Annotated in this window: 11 protein-coding genes; 4 read left to right on the plus strand and 7 right to left on the minus strand. The window is 65.2% G+C overall.

Going from position 1 to position 19,740, the window contains the following annotated elements:
- The first annotated feature begins 168 nt into the window (after positions 1-168).
- Positions 169-849: an ATP-binding protein gene (locus ACGFNV_RS41250; RefSeq protein ID WP_393630100.1), complete on the plus strand. Its 681-nt coding sequence runs from the start codon at positions 169-171 to the stop codon at positions 847-849.
- Here ACGFNV_RS41250 and drmB read toward each other — a convergent pair.
- From drmB to ACGFNV_RS41275, 5 genes are all read right to left on the minus strand, one after another.
- Positions 814-2,652, minus strand: coding sequence for a DrmB family protein (gene drmB, locus ACGFNV_RS41255; RefSeq protein ID WP_393630212.1), 1,839 nt, complete (start codon positions 2,650-2,652; stop codon positions 814-816). The two genes, ACGFNV_RS41250 and drmB, sit on opposite strands and share 36 nt — an antisense overlap.
- The gene (locus tag ACGFNV_RS41260) at positions 2,649-5,894 is read right to left on the minus strand and encodes a helicase-related protein (protein WP_393630213.1); all 3,246 of its coding nucleotides are present in this window, start codon (positions 5,892-5,894) and stop codon (positions 2,649-2,651) included. Before ACGFNV_RS41260 ends, drmB begins: the two co-directional genes overlap by 4 nt.
- Positions 5,891-7,801: a UvrD-helicase domain-containing protein gene (locus ACGFNV_RS41265; RefSeq protein WP_393630102.1), complete on the minus strand. Its 1,911-nt coding sequence runs from the start codon at positions 7,799-7,801 to the stop codon at positions 5,891-5,893. The genes ACGFNV_RS41260 and ACGFNV_RS41265 overlap by 4 nt, the downstream gene beginning before the upstream one ends.
- Entirely contained in the window at positions 7,798-12,582 is a 4,785-nt protein-coding gene (locus ACGFNV_RS41270) for a DEAD/DEAH box helicase (RefSeq protein WP_393630215.1), read from the minus strand. The genes ACGFNV_RS41265 and ACGFNV_RS41270 overlap by 4 nt, the downstream gene beginning before the upstream one ends.
- Positions 12,583-12,710: 128 nt before the next feature.
- The gene (locus ACGFNV_RS41275) at positions 12,711-13,085 is read right to left on the minus strand and encodes a hypothetical protein (RefSeq protein ID WP_393630103.1); all 375 of its coding nucleotides are present in this window, start codon (positions 13,083-13,085) and stop codon (positions 12,711-12,713) included.
- Positions 13,086-13,584: 499 nt separating this feature from the next.
- Here ACGFNV_RS41275 and ACGFNV_RS41280 point away from each other — a divergent pair, with 499 nt between their 5' ends.
- From ACGFNV_RS41280 to ACGFNV_RS41290, 3 genes are read left to right on the plus strand one after another with little or no spacing between them, the layout of a single operon-like run.
- On the plus strand, positions 13,585-15,639 hold the full coding sequence (locus ACGFNV_RS41280) for a helix-turn-helix transcriptional regulator (protein ID WP_393630217.1): 2,055 nt from the start codon (positions 13,585-13,587) through the stop codon (positions 15,637-15,639).
- A complete protein-coding gene (locus ACGFNV_RS41285) occupies positions 15,636-16,622 on the plus strand; it encodes a hypothetical protein (RefSeq protein WP_393630105.1) in 987 nt (328 codons plus the stop codon). Before ACGFNV_RS41280 ends, ACGFNV_RS41285 begins: the two co-directional genes overlap by 4 nt.
- Before the next feature lie 2 nt (positions 16,623-16,624).
- The gene (locus ACGFNV_RS41290; protein ID WP_393630107.1) at positions 16,625-17,497 is read left to right on the plus strand and encodes a DUF6339 family protein; all 873 of its coding nucleotides are present in this window, start codon (positions 16,625-16,627) and stop codon (positions 17,495-17,497) included.
- 2 nt (positions 17,498-17,499) lie between these two features.
- On the opposite strand, the gene ACGFNV_RS41295 is transcribed toward ACGFNV_RS41290, so the two are convergent.
- Both ACGFNV_RS41295 and ACGFNV_RS41300 read right to left on the minus strand, forming a co-directional pair.
- The gene (locus tag ACGFNV_RS41295; RefSeq protein WP_393630109.1) at positions 17,500-18,582 is read right to left on the minus strand and encodes a DNA cytosine methyltransferase; all 1,083 of its coding nucleotides are present in this window, start codon (positions 18,580-18,582) and stop codon (positions 17,500-17,502) included.
- A 119-nt stretch (positions 18,583-18,701) separates the two neighbouring features.
- On the minus strand, positions 18,702-19,691 hold the full coding sequence (locus tag ACGFNV_RS41300; protein ID WP_393630111.1) for a DNA cytosine methyltransferase: 990 nt from the start codon (positions 19,689-19,691) through the stop codon (positions 18,702-18,704).
- Positions 19,692-19,740 lie beyond the last annotated feature (49 nt).

A 19,740-nucleotide genomic window follows, 5' to 3' on the forward strand; every position in this document is an offset into this window, starting at 1 on the left:
CGGTTGCCAATCACTCGGAAGTGGGATTCTCGCTGTGCACATTGCACGAAGGGATTCGCCGGCCCCACTCTGATGGCAAAGCAACTCACCGTGATGCCCTATGACGCTGCGTGGTGCGCGTGGGGTGTCACTGCAACCAGAGAGGTTTTCGTGGGCCAGGAAACGTGCATGAGGCGCAAACCGTGGGACCTTGCCTTCACAGCGGAGCCGACAGAGGTGGCGGCCCTGCGTCGGGCCATGCGCCTGCATCTGGGCATCTGGGGCTTGCACGAAGTCAGCGACGAAGCCCAGCTCTGCGTGAGCGAGTTGGCGTCCAACGTCATCACGCACGTCGGCCCCGGCACTCCGGCCATACTTGCCGTTTCGATGAACGGAGTGCATCTGCGCATCGAGGTCCATGATCCCGATACACGTGCCCTGCCCACCCTCCTGGACGCGAGCGTCGACTCGGAGGGCGGGCGAGGTATGGCTCTCGTCGACGCGATCGCTGCCCGCTGGGGTGTGCAGCTCCGACTTGATCGGAAGGTCACGTGGTGCGAATTGGCGACGGGTCTCACATCGCCGAACGGCCATGTGGCAGGCCCCGGCGTCCAGCGGGCCGAGGCCTTGTTGGAGTTCTACGCCGGTGCGAAACCGCCGCTGGGCCCCGGCCTGGGAAGACTTGGGAGGGCGTTGGCCGAGGAGTCGGTGATCACCGCCATCACGGACTTCCTTCACTGGCTTCGTGCCCACGGTTGCGACGTGGACGAAGCCTTGGATCGGGCCCAGACCCGCTACGACGCAGAATTGGACAGCTATGGCGAGCGGGCCGCCTCACGAGTCGAGCATCTGGCGGAAGAAGCCCACTGAGGCGTCGCTGGGCGTGCCGACCAGGAGGGCGCGATCAAGGAGGCCGTTGTTCTGCTCACAACTGGTCTCGGGAAGAAGAACACAGGCATGACAGGCGGCGAGATTGACGCTTCCCGTCCCGCCGGCCTCCGACTCGATGCACAGAGGATCGGCGCTGCACCACTCGGCGCGGTGCAGCGCCGATCGGAGAGTCCGAACCAAACGACTCGGCTCGCCCTGCGCCACGAGCCCGCCCAGACTGCCCGCAGAGTCACTGGTAGCTGTGTAGATCAGCAGGCCTGCCATGCTGTCGTCGGCGTACAGGCGTTCTCGTAGCGAAGCAGCCGGATAACCGGCCTCCAGACTCCACTCATTGATGAGTACGTGTGCCAATGTGTGGAGCAGGACCATGCGGGGAGTCGCGGGCGAGTCCGGCACGGACTGGGGATCGGAAGCCCGCTCGCGCAACAGCCGCGTGTGATTGGTGCGTATGCGTTCCCCACGGGCGGCGACGGCCACATTGCGGGCCCAGGCGTTCACCCGCGTCGCGTCCAACCGCAGGAATACTCCCTCGCCCTGCACCTCCATGGCGGGCAGCCAGTCCAACTCGGCCAAAGAGAGGGGCGCTTCGTGGACCTCGGTGTTGGAGTCGGGAGTGTGGACGCGCGAGAAGGACTTGAGAGCGCGGACCTCTCGCAGTCGCTTGACCAGCATGGGTGACGTGAGCCCGAAAGGCTCCAGAGCAGGGGAGGACTCCGTCGGGGGCTCGCAGATGAACTGCTCCTCGCGTGCGCTGTCCCGTTCCGCGTTGCCGGCACAGAGTCGTTCGTACTCCTGCATACGCAGGGCGAAGTACCTGCTGTTGTGGTCGGCACCCTCTTCGAGGTCCGACTCCTCGTGCTGTTCGGCTTCCAGGAGGGCAAGTACGGCTTCGACGGGAAATACCTCGCCACCTTTCGGCGCGAGGGCCTTGAGGTAGATCTCCAATCCGGCCCGGTCGAGGGAGCGCAGGTCATCCCAGTGGTCTGCGAGGCGGGCGGCCAGACCGTCGCTCCATGGGGGAATGGACAACACGGACTTCACGATGGGCTGCCAAGCCATCGACGAACCGCGCTGGAGCGTACGAGGGACCTCGGTGCAGGAAGTCTCTGCCGGTGCGTCCTTCAACCACGGCCGCGCGCCTGAGCAGCGGACGTGCAGCTTCGCCAGGGTGTTCCGTCTGAAGGCGCCTTCCATGGAGACTTCGGGGATACCGCAGGTGCACGAGATCAGCACGGAGCGCAGCGAAGCGGTTCGGCCAGTCGTGCGTAGGCGCATTTCACCGCCGCACAGTCCCGACGCTCCCTCCTGCCGGTTGTCGCGATGGGCCCACTTCCAGTACGGGAAGTCGTCGATGTGGCCCTTGGGACAGGCAACTACGAAGCGCGACGGCACCAGGTCCTCCTGGCAGTCACCGCACTCGTTCTTTCCCGGAGGCGAGTTGAAAGCGCGGACATGCTGAAGAGCGTTGCAACTCGGGCACGAGTGCCAGAGCGGGAAGCGGCGGACATGCACGCCGTCCTTGCTCGTGTCGTCGGAGGCCGGGGGGAGCCGGAAGGACTTCACGCCGAGGACGCGAGCGAGTCGGTGCTCATGGATGCGAGGAGCCTCGGTGATGTTCCAGGAGTCCGTTCCGGCGACGATGAACGATTCGCTGTCGACGGCGACCATTGAGCCGACCCCGTACGTTGTGATCATCTGCGCTCGTCGGACGGACCCCTTGCGCAGGTAGCTGCGCTCGGGTGCGCCCGCGCCACGGCGGCGACGAGCAGGGGGCGGGGTCATCGGGATGCCTCCATGAACAGAGCGGATTCCGCGTCGACGTCGCGCAGGCTCCACAGGGTGGGCCACGCCTCGTCGTTGGACTCGTCGTCGAAAGCGCAGAGCAGAGACGGCGCCTTCCTGCCGCGCACTGGCTCGTAGTAGAGGCCGCCGTGTGCCTCGGCCTCGTCCACCCACCGGTCGACGAACTCGTCGAAGGCTTGGGCGGTCGCCTCGTATTCCCTGTTGTCGCGCGCCCCTGCCTGCCCGGTCATCGTGCCCTCGACCCGGCTGAGGAGGATCTCGCGGATCCGCCCTCGGAGCTCGTTCTCGAAAAGATCGACGCGCCCAGCTCCGTCGTTCGGCCGGGCCTCGGGGATGAGAATTCGCGCCAGAGCGACGACGACAGCGTGCAACCCGCGGTCACGGGCGCGCGCGGAGAACGGTGTGACCGACGTCGACTCGACCTCGCGGTAGAGCGCGGAGTGGAAGTGCAGGAAGTTCTCGTAGTGTGAACGATCCCTGGAACGGGTCGAGTTGAGCATCACGGCGACCAAGCCGGGATGACTGCGTCCCACGCGGCTTGTCGCCTGGATGTACTCGGCCGTCGTCTGAGGCTGTCCCATCACAGCCATGAGCCCCAGCCGATCGACGTCGACGCCGACAGAGATCATGTTCGTGGCCAGGAGGACGTCCACGGTTTCCTCGTGAGGCAGACGGCGCTCGATCTGCTTGAGCCGACTCGGGATCTCGCTGGAGTTGGCGCGACTGGTCAGCTCGGTGAGCTCCATGACCTTCCGCCTGGGCGTACCGTCGCGTTCAGCCAGGTACTCCAGATACGCCTCGACGTCGTCGTGTACCTGGAGCTCGGCGGCGGCGAGCAGCCGCAGGCTGTTGAAGTAGCCGACGAGGCTCCAGTACGCGTCACGGACCGCCTCGGATGTGTCCATTCGCAGTGCCTGGTGCAGGAGAGCAGCGTAGGTGCGGATGAGTAGCGTGGACTGACTCGTGCTGGGGGTGAGCAGGCCCACGTACTGGCGGCTGGCCTTCTTCTCGCGCGGTGTCTCAACGGCGAACCAGGAGTCCCGGGCGTCCAGGCCCGCGGGCGGAAACTGACGGACCTCCCGGTCGAACAGCGCCCGTCCCTGTTCCGAGGCGCGGCGGATGGTCGCGGTGGAGGCGATCACCTTCGGTCGGTCGGCAAGTGCGTCCACCGCGGTCTCGTAGAGGCCGGTGAGCGTCCCGAGAGGTCCGGAGATGAGATGGAGCTCATCTTGGACGATCAGTTCCGGGGGAGGGGTGTTGTCCGAGCGGTCCCGGTTGAAGAGGGCCGCCGCCTGTTCGCGCCACGGCATGGAGGCGAACTTGTCGACGGTGGCGATGACCAGGGTCGGGCGGGCGTCGTAGACGGCGTCGTCCACCAGGTGCACCGGGAGTCCATGGGTGAAGTCGCACGTCGGGTCGGGGCAGCGGACGTGCATCCGCTTCGCGTTGTGATCCACCTCGTACTGATGGGCGTCGAGCCGGGTGCCGCACCACGGGCAAGCGTGCAGCTGTACGGGATTCTTCTCTTGGAGAACCTTTCCCTTGCGGAGATCCTGGATGCTGTCTTCGGCGACGCTCAGCTTGTTGGGGGTCGCGGACTGGCCGACCCACATGCCGATGGAAATGGGCTCTGATCCCAAGAGGGCCTCGTCCGCCTGACGCATGAGTTCCATGGCGCAGATCAGGATCGTTGCACGCTCGAACTGCTGCAGCGTGAGAAGCCGAAGGGTGTAGCGCATGAGGACGGTCACCCCGGCCCCGTGTTCCTTCAGGCGGATGCGCCGCAGGAAGGTGGTGAGCGCGATCAGCCCGAGGTACGCCTCGGTCTTGCCGCCACCGGTCGGGAACCACAGCAGGTCCGCGAGCTTCCGGTCCGGGTGATCAGGGTCCACGATCCCTTCGAGGCACAGCAGCATGAACGAGATCTGGAAGGGGCGCCATCGACTGGAGGCCGGGTCCGGAGTGCCGGCCCGTCCGCCCTTCACCCAAGCACTGCGAGCCCTCTGCTGCGCCATGGCATCGTTGGCGAGCCGGAAGGCGTGCATGACTTCCGAGTCATGGCGCAGCACATCGATGCCACGCCTCATACGCCCCAGAGCGGCAGCACACGCCTTCAGCTGTTCCTCCGCGGCCTGTTCGAAAGGGGTTCCTGCCAACTTTGTGGCCTCGGAACACCGAGCGTCGATCCAGCGCTCGTAACCGGTGGCCAAGTCTTCGAGGGCCTTGAGCACGTCTGCGTCCGGCAGCTTCGCGAGGTCCTGCATCGTGAGGGCGTCGCTGTTGATCTCCTCGTTGGAATCGGTGAGGAGTACTTCGTGTGCGGGCACGAACTCCGTACGCACCATCGAGACGGCCGCTCGTCTGGTGTGCGGCGTTCCCACGGGCGGCGGTGTCCAGTCCCAATGGGCCGCGCAGCCGTGCCCCACGGCGAACGTCGGAGCGTGGCGATGCAGCAGCGTGCTCGCGGCCTGTTCGTCGTCGACAGCGTTCCGCGTGGTGGGGCGTTCCACGAACGCCTCCTCGCCGGCAGGGGTCTCCACGGTGAGCCGGGGCTGAAAAAGGCTGAAAGCATCCTGCAGTTCGCGTTCGCTGACGCGCTTGTCGTTGACGAGGGTGACGGTGATGGTCACTGTCCCGGAGGCTGTGGGCTTGCGTACCAGTACACGCAGCAATACGTCTTCGGCCAGTGGCTCGAACTCCTGCATGCCGGGCATGGTCACGTTGATGGTCACGGGACGCAGCGGCAGTCGGCGTCGGCGCCAGTGCTCGGACTGATCCTCCGTGCTCCGAGCCTGCGCACGCTTGGCCGAGACGACGCGACCCTCGATGTCGATCGGGTCGTACATGGCGGCTTCCGCCCGGACCACCACCGTGGACGAGACTGACGGATCGACAGCGAAGGTGAGGCCCATGGAAGAGGGCCGACGGTCGTTGGCAAGCGAAACGCCCAGCTCATAACCTATGTCCTCGGCGTCCGAGTGAGCCAGGACAGGGGCTTCGTCGAGCCCGTCCGTCTCGCGGAGGCTTGCGACCTGTTCCTCCATTGCGTCATCGTCGGCCGGGCGGGGAAAGAGGACGCCGATCGGGTACGTCGTGATTGGTGGGTCCTGAGTGAGGATCTCGTCCTCGGCACCGGGGCCGAGCAGATCCCTTCGAAGCTGGTCGACGAGGCTCTGTCGAGCCGCGTAGTGCGCGGCGTGCCGACTATCGGTGTTCGTCATCGGCCGTTGTCCTCCTGCGCATTTCCGCTCGACTTGTAGCGCCCCAGTCCCACCAGGCGCGGGACCAGCCAAACCCCATGATCCCCGAGGCCGGCACGGGCACCAGATGCTGTGCTTCCGGCGACACTCTCCACGGCGTCGACCCGAAGGCCGTGGATTTCGTCCGGCCAGCGGATGTTCCATGTCTTGTTGATCTTGAGCAGAGTATGGAGATCGCGGCGAAAGCGTTCCGAGGCCACGGCTATGGAGCGCCCCTGGTGGACAACGATGTAGGGCGGGCTCTGGTCGGCGCCGAGCGGCATGTCATGCTCGCGACGGAGAGTGACAGCGTCCCCGGAGCGGACCGTGCCCGACAAGCGGTCCTGAAGACCGACGGCGTCATCCCGGAAGACATCCGTGCCGGGAGGATGCTCGGTGGACACGTCTGACGCCGTGGCCTCTATGCCGTATCTCTCGTGAGGCTTCCAACCGCCCACGTACCACCGATCGATGACGCGGTTGCGACGCACGCGCGAGGTCTCGGGGGAGGCGAGCCGGTACAGGTCGTACCGAGCACGGGTCACGGCGACGTACAGAGCGCGGGCCTCGGCAGCAGGATCAATGTGGGTGTGTCGCTTGCGAAGCTCCGTCAGGGTCGGCGGTTCGACGACAACGACCCGGTCGAACTCCAGACCCTTGGCGCGGTGCACGGTGGACACGATCAGACGAGCCGGCTCCGGCGCGGAGAGTTCGTCGGGGAACCGGCCTTCGGCAATCAACCGGTGCACCCTTGCCAGATCCACCAATCCACGGCGGTCACGCGCGGCGCCACGCAGGGAGCGCCACAGAAAGTCGACATCGGTGTCGGCAGGAACACCGACCTCCGCGACGAGTTCCCGGAACCGCTCTTCACCGAGCGTCGCCGTTCCGGTACGAAGCATCACTCCGGCCACCCACGAAGGCACCGGCCTCTCCCGCAGGGATCGCTGCATTCGGTGCGGCACATCGTGTTCGGACAGTATCTGGGAGATGACAAGCGCTTGGGCGTTGTCCCGGCACAGGATGGCCGTGGTGTCGGGATGGTTCCGGAGCGAGTCGAGCGTGAAGGGTGCATCGAGCTGTCCGAAGGACGGCATCGTCAGTAGACGTGACCGCAGATCCTGGTAGAGAGACTCGCCCGCAGAATCGCTGTCGGCGACCCTCGGGGACAGCTCTTGAAGCGACGTGCCGAGGGGCAACCCGATCCGGGCCTCCTCCGACGCCGCGCGGAAGTTGGCCGACAGATGGAGCTCCACCAGGTCGTCGAAATACGAGGTACGCAGCCAGGCGAAGAACTCGTTGGTCTCTGCGGCCCGCGCATCCGGATCGGACACCTGAAAGCCGTAGATCGCCTGGGCGGCGTCGCCGACCAGGGTGAAGCCGCAGGAATCCTGGAAGTGGTCCAGCAGTGTCTCGACCATGTTGCGTCGGTCGCCGACGAGATCCTGAACCTCGTCGATCACCACATGAGCCGGCGCGCCGGCCTCGGTGGACTCGACAGCACCCTTGACGATCGCTTGCTCCGCCTTCCGAATGCGCTCGTCGAAGGAGTGCCGGCTCCAGTCCTCGTCGGGGTATGCGGAGGTCAACAGGGCATAGGCCCAGGAGTCGAAGGTCTGAGCCCTCACCCTCCGCGCGTGATGGGCGTGCCTGCGGATCCTCTCCTTGAGCTCTCGCACCGCGGCTCGGGAGAAGCTCAGGACGAGGATCTCCCGAGCCTCCAAGGCGTCGTCCTCGCGGCTCATCAAGGCGTCGAGCCGCCGAATCAACGTGTATGTTTTGCCCGCTCCGGGCCCTGCGGTGACGAGAACCCGGGCGTCCCAGGGCTGGTCGACGACAGCCTGCTGCTCAGAGGTGAGTGGCGGGCTGTCGGCGTACGGGCTGATCACTTACTGCTCCACAGGTACTCGAACTGCGTGAAGGCGAGTGCCTTGCCGTAGTTGGTGATGTTGTCGCGGACGTTGAGGATCAGGCAGGTGTCCTTGCCACCGTTGCGAGGCCCCCGGAGACCACGCCCGATCATCTGTTGGTAGACGTTCGGGCTGTACGTCGGTCGCGCAACCACGACGGCCTTGGTGGCGGGCGCGTCGAAGCCCTGGGTGAGAACGCCGTAGTTGGTGAGGACGCGAAGCCGACCGCGCCGGAAGTCCGTGATGCGGTTGAGCCGGTCGGTGGGACTGGTCGCTGAGTCGACCGCCGCCGAGCGGATACCCCGGTCGTTGAGCTTGGCGGCGAGGAACTTGGCGTGTGCGACGGATGTGGCGAAGACCAGGACGGGCCAATCCGAAGGCATGCCGGCGATTTCCTCGACGATACGTCGGTTGCGGTCGTGGTCCTCGGCCAGGCGCTGCTCGGCGGCCTTCGACAGCACGCTCAACTGGTCCGCACGCTCGATTTCGTCCTCGGTCAACTCGATTGTCCCACCAGCGAGTTCGCGATGCTCGACCCGAGCCAACATACCCAGTTCCTGGAGTTCGGCGTACGGATCACCGGACGTGAAAACACCGTCGTCGAGTCGCCGCGCGCCGAACCGCCGGATCAGACGACGGGTCTCGTCCTCGTTGGTATTGCGGAACGGCGTCGCTGTGAGACCCAGCAGATGCCGGTCCGTGCGAGAGGCAGTGATACCCATGGTCGCGAGGAGTTCGGTGTACTGAGGGGCAATCGCGACGTGGGCCTCGTCGACGATGACCAGGGCGGCATCGCGTAGCCACGCGTAGCTCTCGGTATCCAGGCAGCTGCGCAGTTTGGCGTCAGTGGCGACCACGAGGTGGGGCCGGTCGCTCACCGGGCCCGCCTCGTTCGACGACCAGAGTCGGCTGATCGCGAGGGGATTGTCCGCACCGACCTTTGACCACACAAATTTCCAGCTCTGGACTGCCTGCTCGCAGAGCTCTTCCGTCTGCGCGATCCATAGGATCGGGCCACCGATGTCACCGTCCTGCTTGATCCAACGGATGACGGCTTCCGAGGCCACACGAGTCTTGCCCGCACCAGTGGGCAACGACAGCATTCCACGTTGCGGCTGGACACGATCGAGCATGGCGAAAACGCTGGAGGCCAGGCGCTCCTGGTAGTCGTGCAGGCGCGGGAACTCGCTCGGTCCGTCCACATCGATGCGCGGCGCCAGTGACGGCGCACGAGAGCCGGCGAAAGAATCGGGGAAGCGGAGGTCCGAGACGAACTTCACCGCAGGGGTCATGCCAGTGAACGACGACGGGGCATGGTTCGGATAGGTCGCCTGGAGATCCTTCACGTGAACCTGGAGCACACCGTCGCCGTGCGCGTTGTACGCCATTTGCGCGATGCGTTCTGGAGTGGGGTCTTCTCCGTCGGATTCGCTCTGCTCGCTGGCGAGGAGACCGGCGGGAAGTCGGTCACGCAGAGTCTCGGCGCCCAACAGCAGAGCCAGCTTCTCCACGACTGTTTCGGCATCCCGCACGGCCTTGAGAGCGGCCTGGACCTTACGGTCCTGCTCCTGTTGCCGTTGCGCTTCGAGCACGGCGCGGCAACCGGCCTCGCCAAGGTTCCATCGGAGTTCCCGGTCGGCGGCAACCAGCGCTTCCAGGGGCGACTTCGGTTCAAGGACGAGGACGGTGGTGCCTTGTAGGGCACTCTTCAAGGGACTGGGCTTGATGCCGTTGGGCGTGCGGGTCACCTGTTCCAGCTCGGAGCAGTTCAAAAGGGAGTAGTTGTTGATCTGGCTGCCGAGGCGTTGCCGCAACGCCGGGTAGGCGTCACGCAGGGGGATCGGCTCGCCTGCCGGAACATGGCGGATCTCCTTGGTGATCACGTCCGTGTACCGCAGCATCCCCCACTTTTCGATGAGGAGTTCGGCGTCCTCGGCCCTTTGAGTGAGCAGCGCCGGCAGACCCTCGGCCCGGAGCGCCCGGTACTCGTCGGGTGTAGCGGCGACCGCGATCTCGCCGTCCTCCCGGTTGCCCCACTCGTCGCCGATGCGACAGCGGGTCAGGACATCCTCAGGGAAGGGAACGTCCAAACGACTCAACAGCACGTAGGTGTTGCCTACGAAGATGTCGTCCTCGCTGCGCAAGAGCTGTTCGATCAGCCTTTCCCACTGCCTTTCGGGGACGGCGTCGACCGTGAGAGGCAACCGGAGTTTGCGCGCCTTCTCGAGACTGATGTCGGCGACGGGAAGGACATCGGAGTACGAGGTGAGCTGCGGACCGACGGCTTCGGTGAGGCGCTTCACGCCCTGAGAGGTCGGGACCAAACCATACCGGCGGACCATCCAGCGCAGTGGTGACGAGACCCCTCGGCGGGTCTGGGCCTGGGCACCGAACTGCATGGTCCACGCGTCTACGACATACGCGTCCGGGAGGGCCTTGACGAAGGCCGCCTTCCCTTCATCGGACAGCCGCAGCAACAGGTGCAGGGACTTGGCGACGGGTGACCCGCTCAGGTTCATCCGGCCGATCTGGGGGCGGTTGTCCCGGGGACCGAGTGTCCGGCAGTAGCTTTCGTACTGGTAGTTGCGGTACTCCTCGAACCAGACTTCCTCCTCCGGCCCATGCCCTCCGACCGGGCGGTCGTGCAGTCCGAACTCACGCAGGACTGCCAAGTCGTCCGAGTGGAACTTCACGTTCACCGCGACGGACGTGTCGCGCGAGCCGTCGTCAGGAACGATCGGCCCCGGCAGCAGACAGTCGTACATGGGGTGGAAGCGACCGTCGATCGTCTGCACGCGTAGGGCCTTCATGGGCTCCGGGAATCGGCGCCGTACTTCTGCGGTGACGTGGGTGCCGCCCGCGCTGCGAAAGAGCTCCCAGAAACGCGTCCAATCGCGCGGGCCATAGGCCTCGAACCCCTGGTCGAGGACTCCAGAGAAACGACCTCTGTCGTCCGCCTCGCGGATCCCGATGGTGCTGAGTGCACTCTGCAATGACGGATCGTCGGAGAGCTTCGGGTCCACGTAGACCAAGTCGTCCTTCAGACCGTCTTGCACGACGCGGCGCCAGACCTTGTTGGGCACCGGAGGCACCATCCCGTGCGACTCGGTCAGGACGAAACGCGCCTTCCGGGCCTCCTCCACGAACGGCGAGCCAGACGTGATCATCTCGGCGAAGATGCGGATCGCGGTGGCTGAGGCCTCGGCTTGACCGTCGGCGACCAGGGCCTCCAACCACTCACGCACGGTGGCACGCGGGTGCTTCGCCTCGTTCAGAATGTGCTCTACCTTGCCGGATCGGAGGCGGCCCGTGGTGTCCACGGAGGGGTGCACCCAGTTCGAGGGGCGGCCAGGGTAGCCGCTCCACATGCGGAGCCATTCGGACTTGAGGATCTTGGTGGCATCCTTGCCCTCGACGGGCGGGAAGCGCAGTTCGCGAGGTGCGCGAAGGACACCCTCCTGGTCCGGCAGCGAGGGAAGTTGGGCGGCCAACTCCCAGATCTTCCTGGTCAGCAGAAGGTCGGCCCAACTGACAGTCTCCGACTCACGCGGGCGACCCGGGAGGAGCGTCAGGTACGCGCCAGGATCGTTCGGCGGCGAGAGATGAGGAAGGGATTCCACGACCAAGCGGGCAGCCACCTGGATCAACTCTCTGTTGAAGGCGGTGGAGTCCAGCAGGTTCTGTCGGTCCTCGTTTGTCTTCCAAGCACCGTTGAGCGCGCCGCTCAGCGTCATTTCGTACTTAGTCGGGAAGAAGGACCAGAACCGTCCGCGCCCCCTGGGCGTGGAGAACGGAGGCTCCCCCGTGTACTCCGGGACGGCCCACGCGATGTCGATCGTGCCCCGGTCGTGCATCTCGCCGGCACTGCGACGGGCTTCTTCGGTCGGCTTGTGCGTGACACCGAAGACCTTCCACCGGCTGCTGGCTACCCCTCCGCCCGGTCGCCACTCCTGGATCGTGCGGTGGAAGCCGTCCTCCTCCACCGTGATCACGCGCCGTACCTTGCTTCGTCCGTTTCCGATCCGGCGGTCTTCCAGCGTCACCGTACTCACGTGCGGCGAGAAGAGTTGGAAGAGCGCGGGGAATTCCTCTTGCTCGGGGTCCTCTTTGGCGAGGTAGATGTCCTTGCCCAGGCGGTCAGCCTTGCCGTGCAGCAGAGGAAGACGAACCACGGTGGTTGCCCAGCTCAGAAGTTCGTCGAGAACGGGGTCCGAGCGGCGTTCCGCGGCTTCGTCCAGGGGACGGGCCATGCGAAGTACGGGGGTCTCGACGTCGGGGGCCGGCTGGACACCAATGGCCCGACAGATCTCGGTGTGTGACCACTCGCGGTCGAAACCGAAACTTCCGGACATGCTGAAGAACTGAGGTGCGTCCGTCACCACGAGCACCGACTTCACGCCGACTCCGAATCGACCGATCTGGCCACCGCGTTTGCGGGAGACGCTCATCCGAAGGATGGTTTCGGCGCCTTCGGGCGTCACTTCCGTTCCTGTGTTGGCGCAGTACAAATGGGATTCGGTCAGTACGACCTGAACCTTCCCGCCCGGTTCGTTCGCAATTTCGTCGGCGGCGTTTTGAACGAGCTCGAAGAGCTGCCTGTCTCCGTATCCGCCCTGCGCGATGCGACGTTCCCCATTGGCGTGTTCCTGGACCAGCCCGGGGTCCACACGGTAGGTCTCCAGTACGCGTTCCGACTGTTCGAGAATCTTGGCGATCACGGGGGTTGCAGACGAAGCGCTCGACAACGGCTGCTGGCTCACAAGAAGTCCGTTCTGTTGGTGATCGAAGATGCCGGGGCCGGCGATTCCGTGCACGACGGCACAGCCGACCCCGGCGGGTGGAAGGCGTGTGGGGGGAGGGGGAAGATCTAGATGACCAGCTTGAGGGGCTAAGGAGACGGGAATTCGAAGATGATGACGACAGTGACGCGGTCACGGCCACCGCGGTTCCGCGGCGAGTCGCCCGGACGGGTGGTCTCGTACGCGCGGGAGGGCGGGGACGTGGGGGCGCGACGGGTGCGGCGGCGGGTCGCGCGGATGCGGACCGTGGCAGTGACGGGCGCCAAGGCGGATCGACGGTCGGCGCGAGCGACGATCTTCCGGTAGTTCATGATGGTGGCGAAGGTCCGCCCGTGTGCGTCCAGGTATTCGGACTTCAGGACAGGATCCTCAATCGAGTCATACTCGGCGAGGATTCGACGCATTCTCGCGATTTCGGGCGAATCGGAATTGGATCCGGAAGGGTCGCCAAGGTCACTGCTCACGGCAGTCCCCCTATGGGTGTTGTTGAGATCGGTTATTCGTGCGTGGACATGCGGAATTACGATCCTGTTTGGTACGCCGGGGGTGTGGGCACAGCAAACTAGGCACCTCGAGCTGTAACGGTTGTTTCCCGTGAGGCTACGGGGGCCATGCTTCAAACCGTAGCGGCGCCGACAAGGGCGCCGCAACATCGTTTCTGCGTCCTCTGGGATCTCTACATTCGGAATTAGTGACTCCGAATGAGGGGCATTAGGGACGGAGGGTCGTAAAAGCGGACGCAAGCATCGAAGATCGGGTGAATCGGCAGGAATTTACCTCTGGAGCCTTCTTGGGGGGCGACCCCTCCGGCCTTGTCAACAAATATTGTCGCGATCTTTAGGTGTCAAATGGCGCGTGCTAGAGTGCCTCTGACCTGGAGCTAACGTGGTGGGGGAGCCGCACGTGGTCAGTAGTGGAGAGGACTTCGGTCCGTGGCTTGCTCGGCAGTTGCGCCGGGCCAACATGAATCAAGCGGATCTCGCGGAGCGGGTGGGCCTGACCCGAGCCGCTGTCTCGGCCTGGATCACAGGCCGAGCCACCCCTCGCGAAGAGACCATGCGGGCCATCGCCGCCGTGTTCGACGTGGACTACGTGAGCGTGCACACGCGCACGACCGACGTGGTGAGCAGCCGCCCCGTCACCTGGTATCACCGCCCCGCCTACGCCGACGGGGGAAGGGACTTCGGTAACGCCGCCACGTTCGCCTTCGAGGCCGACGTGGAAGTCTTGGCCCGCGAAGCCACGCAGAACAGCCTGGACGAGCGACTCGACCGGACGAAGCCCGTACGCGTCCGCTATACGCTGCACGAGCTGACGGGGGAGGTGCTGGCCCGATTCCGTGAAGCCATCGCCTGGGACGACCTCTTCCCTCACTACGAGGCGGCTGCCGCGCAGGAGCAAAAGGTGGGCCGAGTCATCGCCGAAGGCCTGCGTGACATGTACGAGCGGGATCGCATCGTTCTGCTGAGGGTCGACGACTACAACGCCTCGGGCCTCACCGGGGACGACTATGAAGACGGGAGGTTCGCCGCCGTGATGCGGCGGCAGCTCGACAGTCGGAAGTCCGACGCGAGCGCGGGTGGTTCGTACGGCCTGGGCAAGGCGACCCTTTGGGCTACCAGCCGGCTCGGCATGGTCCTCGTCAACTCCACCCTGTGCGAGCAGCACGAGGGGCGGACAGAGCGTCGGCTCATCGGGCGCCTCGAACTGCCGTGGCGGGTCGTGGACGGCGAGCCTTGGGCCGGGCCCGCCTGGTTCGGTGAGCCCGACACGGCACCCGGCAACGAGGGCGTGGCTCGCTCCTGGTGGGCAGACGAGGAGACCGTGGCGAGGCTGCACCTCACCCGGGAGAGCGCTGATCCCGGCACGTCTTTCTTGATCGTCGGTGCTCACGATGTGGCGAGCCTGGTCACCGACTCGTCCAACGGCGAGGACGCCGTCGAAGAGGAAGACACGGTGCAGTCGATGCACGAGCGTCTCGTGGAGGCGCTCGGCCGGAATTTCTGGGCCGCCATGACGGCGGGCAGGGACAAGGCGCCGCTGCTGGAGGCATCAGTGAAGACCCTGCGAAACGGACGCGTGGTCATCGACGAGGAACGTGTCGAGCCGCAGCGGGTACAGCCATCCCGCACGCGCGCACTCAGGGCATACCTGGACGGGGAGACCGTCGACCGCCTGACCGAAACAGGGCAGGTGGCCCAAGTGCGTGTGCCGCTGAAGGTGCCCGCCTTGCGCGGCCAGAGGGGCGCGGTCGAGCACGAGGCCGTTCTCCTGATCACCTCGGCCGAGGACCCGGACGGCAAGCCGAACCAGATTGTCGGCATGCGGGGCAACCGCATGGTCATTCGGTCGGCGCGGGTGCCGGACTTGCCGTTGGGCACCAACCCCTTCCAAGCCGTACTGCTCGCCGGACACGCGGCGGGAGACGGCTCCGAGAATGCGGATCTGGCGGAGGCGTTTCTCCGGGCGTCGGAACCCCCCGAGCACAACAAATGGGGTCAGACCGAGGAGCTGCGTGCTCTGTACTCGGCCACCGCACATCGAAGGATCAGCGAGTTCACACGAGCCGCCAACACGGCGGTGCGAGAGCTCGTGGGACGTTCCCGAGAGAGGAACAAGAGCGGTTCGAAGGTGTTGCGCGACCTCCTGGGACTCGACACGGGATCGTCGATGGCCCGCGGAGGAAAGGTGCCGACGATTCGTGGCCTGGACGCGGAACTCGATGCTTCGGGCGCGTGGCGAGTAAGGGCGGAGGTCAAACTGCCGACCGGCCAGGACCCCTGGCTACTGGTGCCGGTTGCGAAGTTCGATGTGCGTTCCGGTGGACGACCCTCCGTCAGGTGGGCGGAAGTCGTCCCGGGCCAGAACTGTGAACTCGTCGAGGGCAAGTTGCGCTTCAAGGGAGGCGCCCGCAGCGCTTCCTTCAGTGCGGTTACCGACGTGTCCACACATCCCGTCCGGGCCGACCTGGCCGGCTTGATCGTCGAGCTGCAGAAGACCAGGGAGGTTTCGCCGTGAAGGTCTATCCCTACCGGCGGCTGACCGGCGAGATCGCCTTCAAAGTGACGGGTGTTCGCCAGGAACTCGAAGGTCGCTACCAACACGACCTGGACACGCGGAGTTTCTCCACACAGGAGCGTGTCGTGGCACTGCACCAAGCGGAGCGGGACGACTGGGAGAGCGTCCGACTCACGATTTCCGCGGCTCTACCGGTCAAGGAACTCGCCGACGGCCCGTGGACCGACGTCTCGGTCGTGGCGGTTCTGACCGAGAAGGCGACCAACTCGCGGACGACGGTCAGGCTCACGCAGGAGGGCCGCGGCACAGAAGCAAACTGGTACGGATACCTGCGCTTCTGGCGGTCCGCCTACCGGGGCCGGGCCGATCTGACGGTCGTGGCCGTGGCCACGGTGGATGGCGTATCGGGCCGGATGATCGGCGCATCCGAGGAATCGTGGGTCGTCGACCTGACGGCAACCACCCCCACGCGTCAGCGCGAGATGGTGGTCAACGAGGTCGACTTCACTGTGGGGCCTGAGTGGCTGCGTCCTTTCAAAGACGCGCCCTGGATTGTCGAGACCTCGGGCGACCTTCCCACTGTGCATCTGAACACAGGGTTCGAAGGAGTCTCGGAGCTGATCAACTCCATGGGCAGCCCCTTGGAAAGGGCCGTTCGCGACATGCTTGCGGCGCAGATCGCTTCCGACGTCTGGACAGCAGTGTTCCACTCTCTTGTCAGCGACTTGGAAACGGACGAACGCGGTGAGCCGCTATGGCCCGGAGGCTGGCGCGACGGCGTACTGCAGGGCATGCTCGCCGACATCCTTCCCGACCACTCCGAAGGCGATGCCTTGCGAGAGATCCATGTTCGCCGCTCTGAGTCGGCAGCCTGGAACGAGCTTCAGCCACGCATCAACTACGCGGCGGGCCGCCGTGCGAAAGTGGCCAGGAATCTGGGTGCGGCCATTCGAACCCTCGATGTGTCCCAGCGGGAGAGCTGAGCATGACGGAAAAGCCCGAACACCTGCCGGAGCGACTGGCGCTGCTCTCCGACATCAATGCGGCGAAGTACTTGAGCACGGGAGTGCTTTCCGGGCACGAGTCGCCGCCGTACATCGCGCTGAACAAGGTCACAGAATCGCTTTTCGACCTTCAGGTGCGCTCGGAGGTCGTTCCGGTTCGGGACCTCATCGACGACGTGATGCACCTTTATCGTCACGACAGTCCGACGAAGGCGGACGCCTGGCTTGCTCCACGCTTGCACGCCGCGCTGCGTTTGACGCGCCGAGAGGCGGCCGACAGTAGGTTGTGGAACTTCCTTGCCCTTGCGGTGGCTCCCGATTACGTGGTCTGGCGCCATCTACCGGCCAAGGGAAAGGATGGACTTCCCCCTATGGTCGCCGCGAGCCGCTTTCGCGGGGCTCACTACACGCAGGCTTTCTCGCGTCTGTGGTGGGCCGCCGAGTTGTTCAGGGACGGCAGCGACTACGAACCAGTACAGGTGGCCTGTGGGAACCAGGATGTCCTCAATACGGTTCTCCGCCTCGATGTCATCGACCACCGGCCCACGGCGCAGGCGTTGATACGGATGGTGGCACGCAAGAAGGTTCAGACCGGACGCGAGGTGAACGCCCTGGCGAGGGCGGTCAACGCTTCGGCGAGCACTCTGATGTACGACGTGCTTGCCGAGGACGACGGGGTGGACGGCAGCCTTCTGGAGGAGTGGATTCGCGACGCCGAATCGGCACCCCCTGTGCCGCGCAAGTTCCTTCCGAAGGGGCCCGAAGATGGCCCGGTTCCCTCGGACGCGATCGACACCCTCGTCGTCCGCTTCGAAGAACTCTTCGACGAGTACGCCGCAGTGAGGGGCTCATGAGCCTATGAGGCCGTCGGCGGCTTCCACGAAACGAGCCGGTCCAACGCCTCCTTCGAGGGGCGTCCGAGTCCCAGGGCCGCACTGATGATGTGCATGCCGAGACGTGGTGGCACGGCGTTGCCGATCTGCTGCGAGACGTCCTTGCCGCTCCACGGGTACGTCGCCGGAAACGTCTGCAGTCGGCCGGCTTCGTAGACGGAGAAACGATCGTCCTTGCCGTCGGGCCCGACGACCCGATTCCTGGACACCTTTCCGGTGACGGTAGCCGAAGGCTGATCGGATCGGCGCTGCCCACGGGCCTTGGGGTCGCCTCCAGTACCGTAATTGGAGATCACGGTGAAGGGGGCACGGCGCGTCGGGAGTGCCTCGCCCATACTCACCCACTTCTCGGGCAGAGAGTCGACGAAGGTGAATCCCTCTTCGTCCTTCCGGCCGTTGTCTCCGCGATAGCGCTGATGGGTCGGCTTGGGCAGCCTCAGCGGGTGATGGCTCTGCAGATTGGTGTCTCCGTTGCGGCGCCGTGCGACGAGGACGGCCCGCCTGCGTGTTTGCGGCACACCAAATTCCTCGGTGTGCAGGACTCCGTAATCGGTTTCATACTCGTCGCTGAGTGCCCTGGCGTAGGCCTCCCATACCGGGAGAACCGCCGGGACCTGTTCCAACACGATGGCGTGATATGGGCTGAGAGCAGGGTTGTCGATTGCTTCCAGGGCCCAATGGAGAGGCTGTAGCACCAGTCCGGTGCGCTCGTCCTTGAGCTCGGCCAGATCGGCCTCGATGTTGGACCATTTGTCGCGATCCACGAGCCTCTGGACGAACTTCAATACGAGGTCCAGCGCGCGACGCCCCGCGCCGGTGCCTGCGACGGTGAACGTCTGGCAGGGAGGACCCCCCGCCAAGACGTTGGCTCCCTCGAATTCGGGATCGGTCGGCTTGACCGCGCGGACGTCCGTATGCACGGTGTGCAGTCCTGCCCGTGCCCGAGTGGCGACCGCGCCGGCATCCCACTCGACGCCGATACTCCCCACCCCAAGTGCCTCGGCTGCCATGTCCAACCCGCCCGGACCTGCGAAGAGGTCCACCATGCGGAAAAGTGCAGGCTGAGGTGACTGAGGCTGTACGGGGGTCATGGCATCGAAGTGTAGCCGGCGCGGGTGATGGTCTGGGGCAGACCCAGGATGCCCGCATCGGCGGTGCAGTGCGGTCAACCGCGAAGAGCCTCGGCGATCGACCGGCCCAGAGCCTCACCGACCGGAGGTGGCGAGGCATGACCGATCTGCCGGGCCCGGAGCGTCTTCTTGCCTGCGAAGGCCCAGTCTTCCGGAAAGGACTGCAGGATCGCTGTCTGTTCCACAGTCAGTTTCTTGAGGGGCGAGCCGGACGTGTCCGACTCCTGGATGCCGTCCGGATTCGGGACTTCGTCGCTCAGAGCCCCGCCATTGATGCCCATCTGAGCCCAGATCTTCTTGCTCCCGGTCAGGCCGAGGTCGGCGCCGCCTCGGTTGTCGGACCCGCCGACGAGGGTCGGGGGGACCCGGTTGGCTTGTGCCGCCCACTCCGCTGCACCTATCCAACCGCGGGCCGACATCGACAGCAACAGAGCCTCGCCCGCTGTTGTGTGGCGGGTCACGGTGGGTGTCGGAGCGTGAAAACCGTCGAAGAAGCGGCTCTTGAGTGCGACGAGTACACCTTGCTTCCGGTCCTGCGGAACACCGAAGTCGGCGGCATTGATGACAAACCAGTGGAATTTGTAGTCGAGGTGTGCGAGCTCACGCTGTATGTAGTCGCGGACCTCTTCGAATTCCGGCGCTGTCACGAGATCCGGCACATTCTCGATCAACAGGGCCTTGGGTTGGACAACATGGGCGGCCAAGAGAACTGTTGCCTTCAGCAGGCGCAACTCCAGGCCGGTCTCCACTCGCCTCGTCGTCGCCGACGACTTCACGCGAGGCAACCCGGCGGACAGCAGATCGACCTCGTAGGCGTCGGGGTCGTAGGGCTCCGGGTTCTCGATCGGATCAAATTCCAGGAGGTCCATCTCGACGACGTTCCACTGCGGCCGATTCAGGCGCAGCGTTTCACAGGCGACCGGCTTGTTGTCCAGAAGGAGAACCGGGTCGAACCCAGCGCGCTCCAGGCCTAGGGCGAGGCCCCCTGCGCCGGAACATACGTCGACCGATGTCAGTCTCCTCATGGAGTCTCCCCGCCCCGATGGATCAACGAATATGCCAAGACAATAGGCG

Source organism: Streptomyces sp. NPDC048751, from assembly GCF_043198595.1.
In the GTDB taxonomy this organism is placed as follows: Bacteria; Actinomycetota; Actinomycetes; order Streptomycetales; family Streptomycetaceae; genus Streptomyces.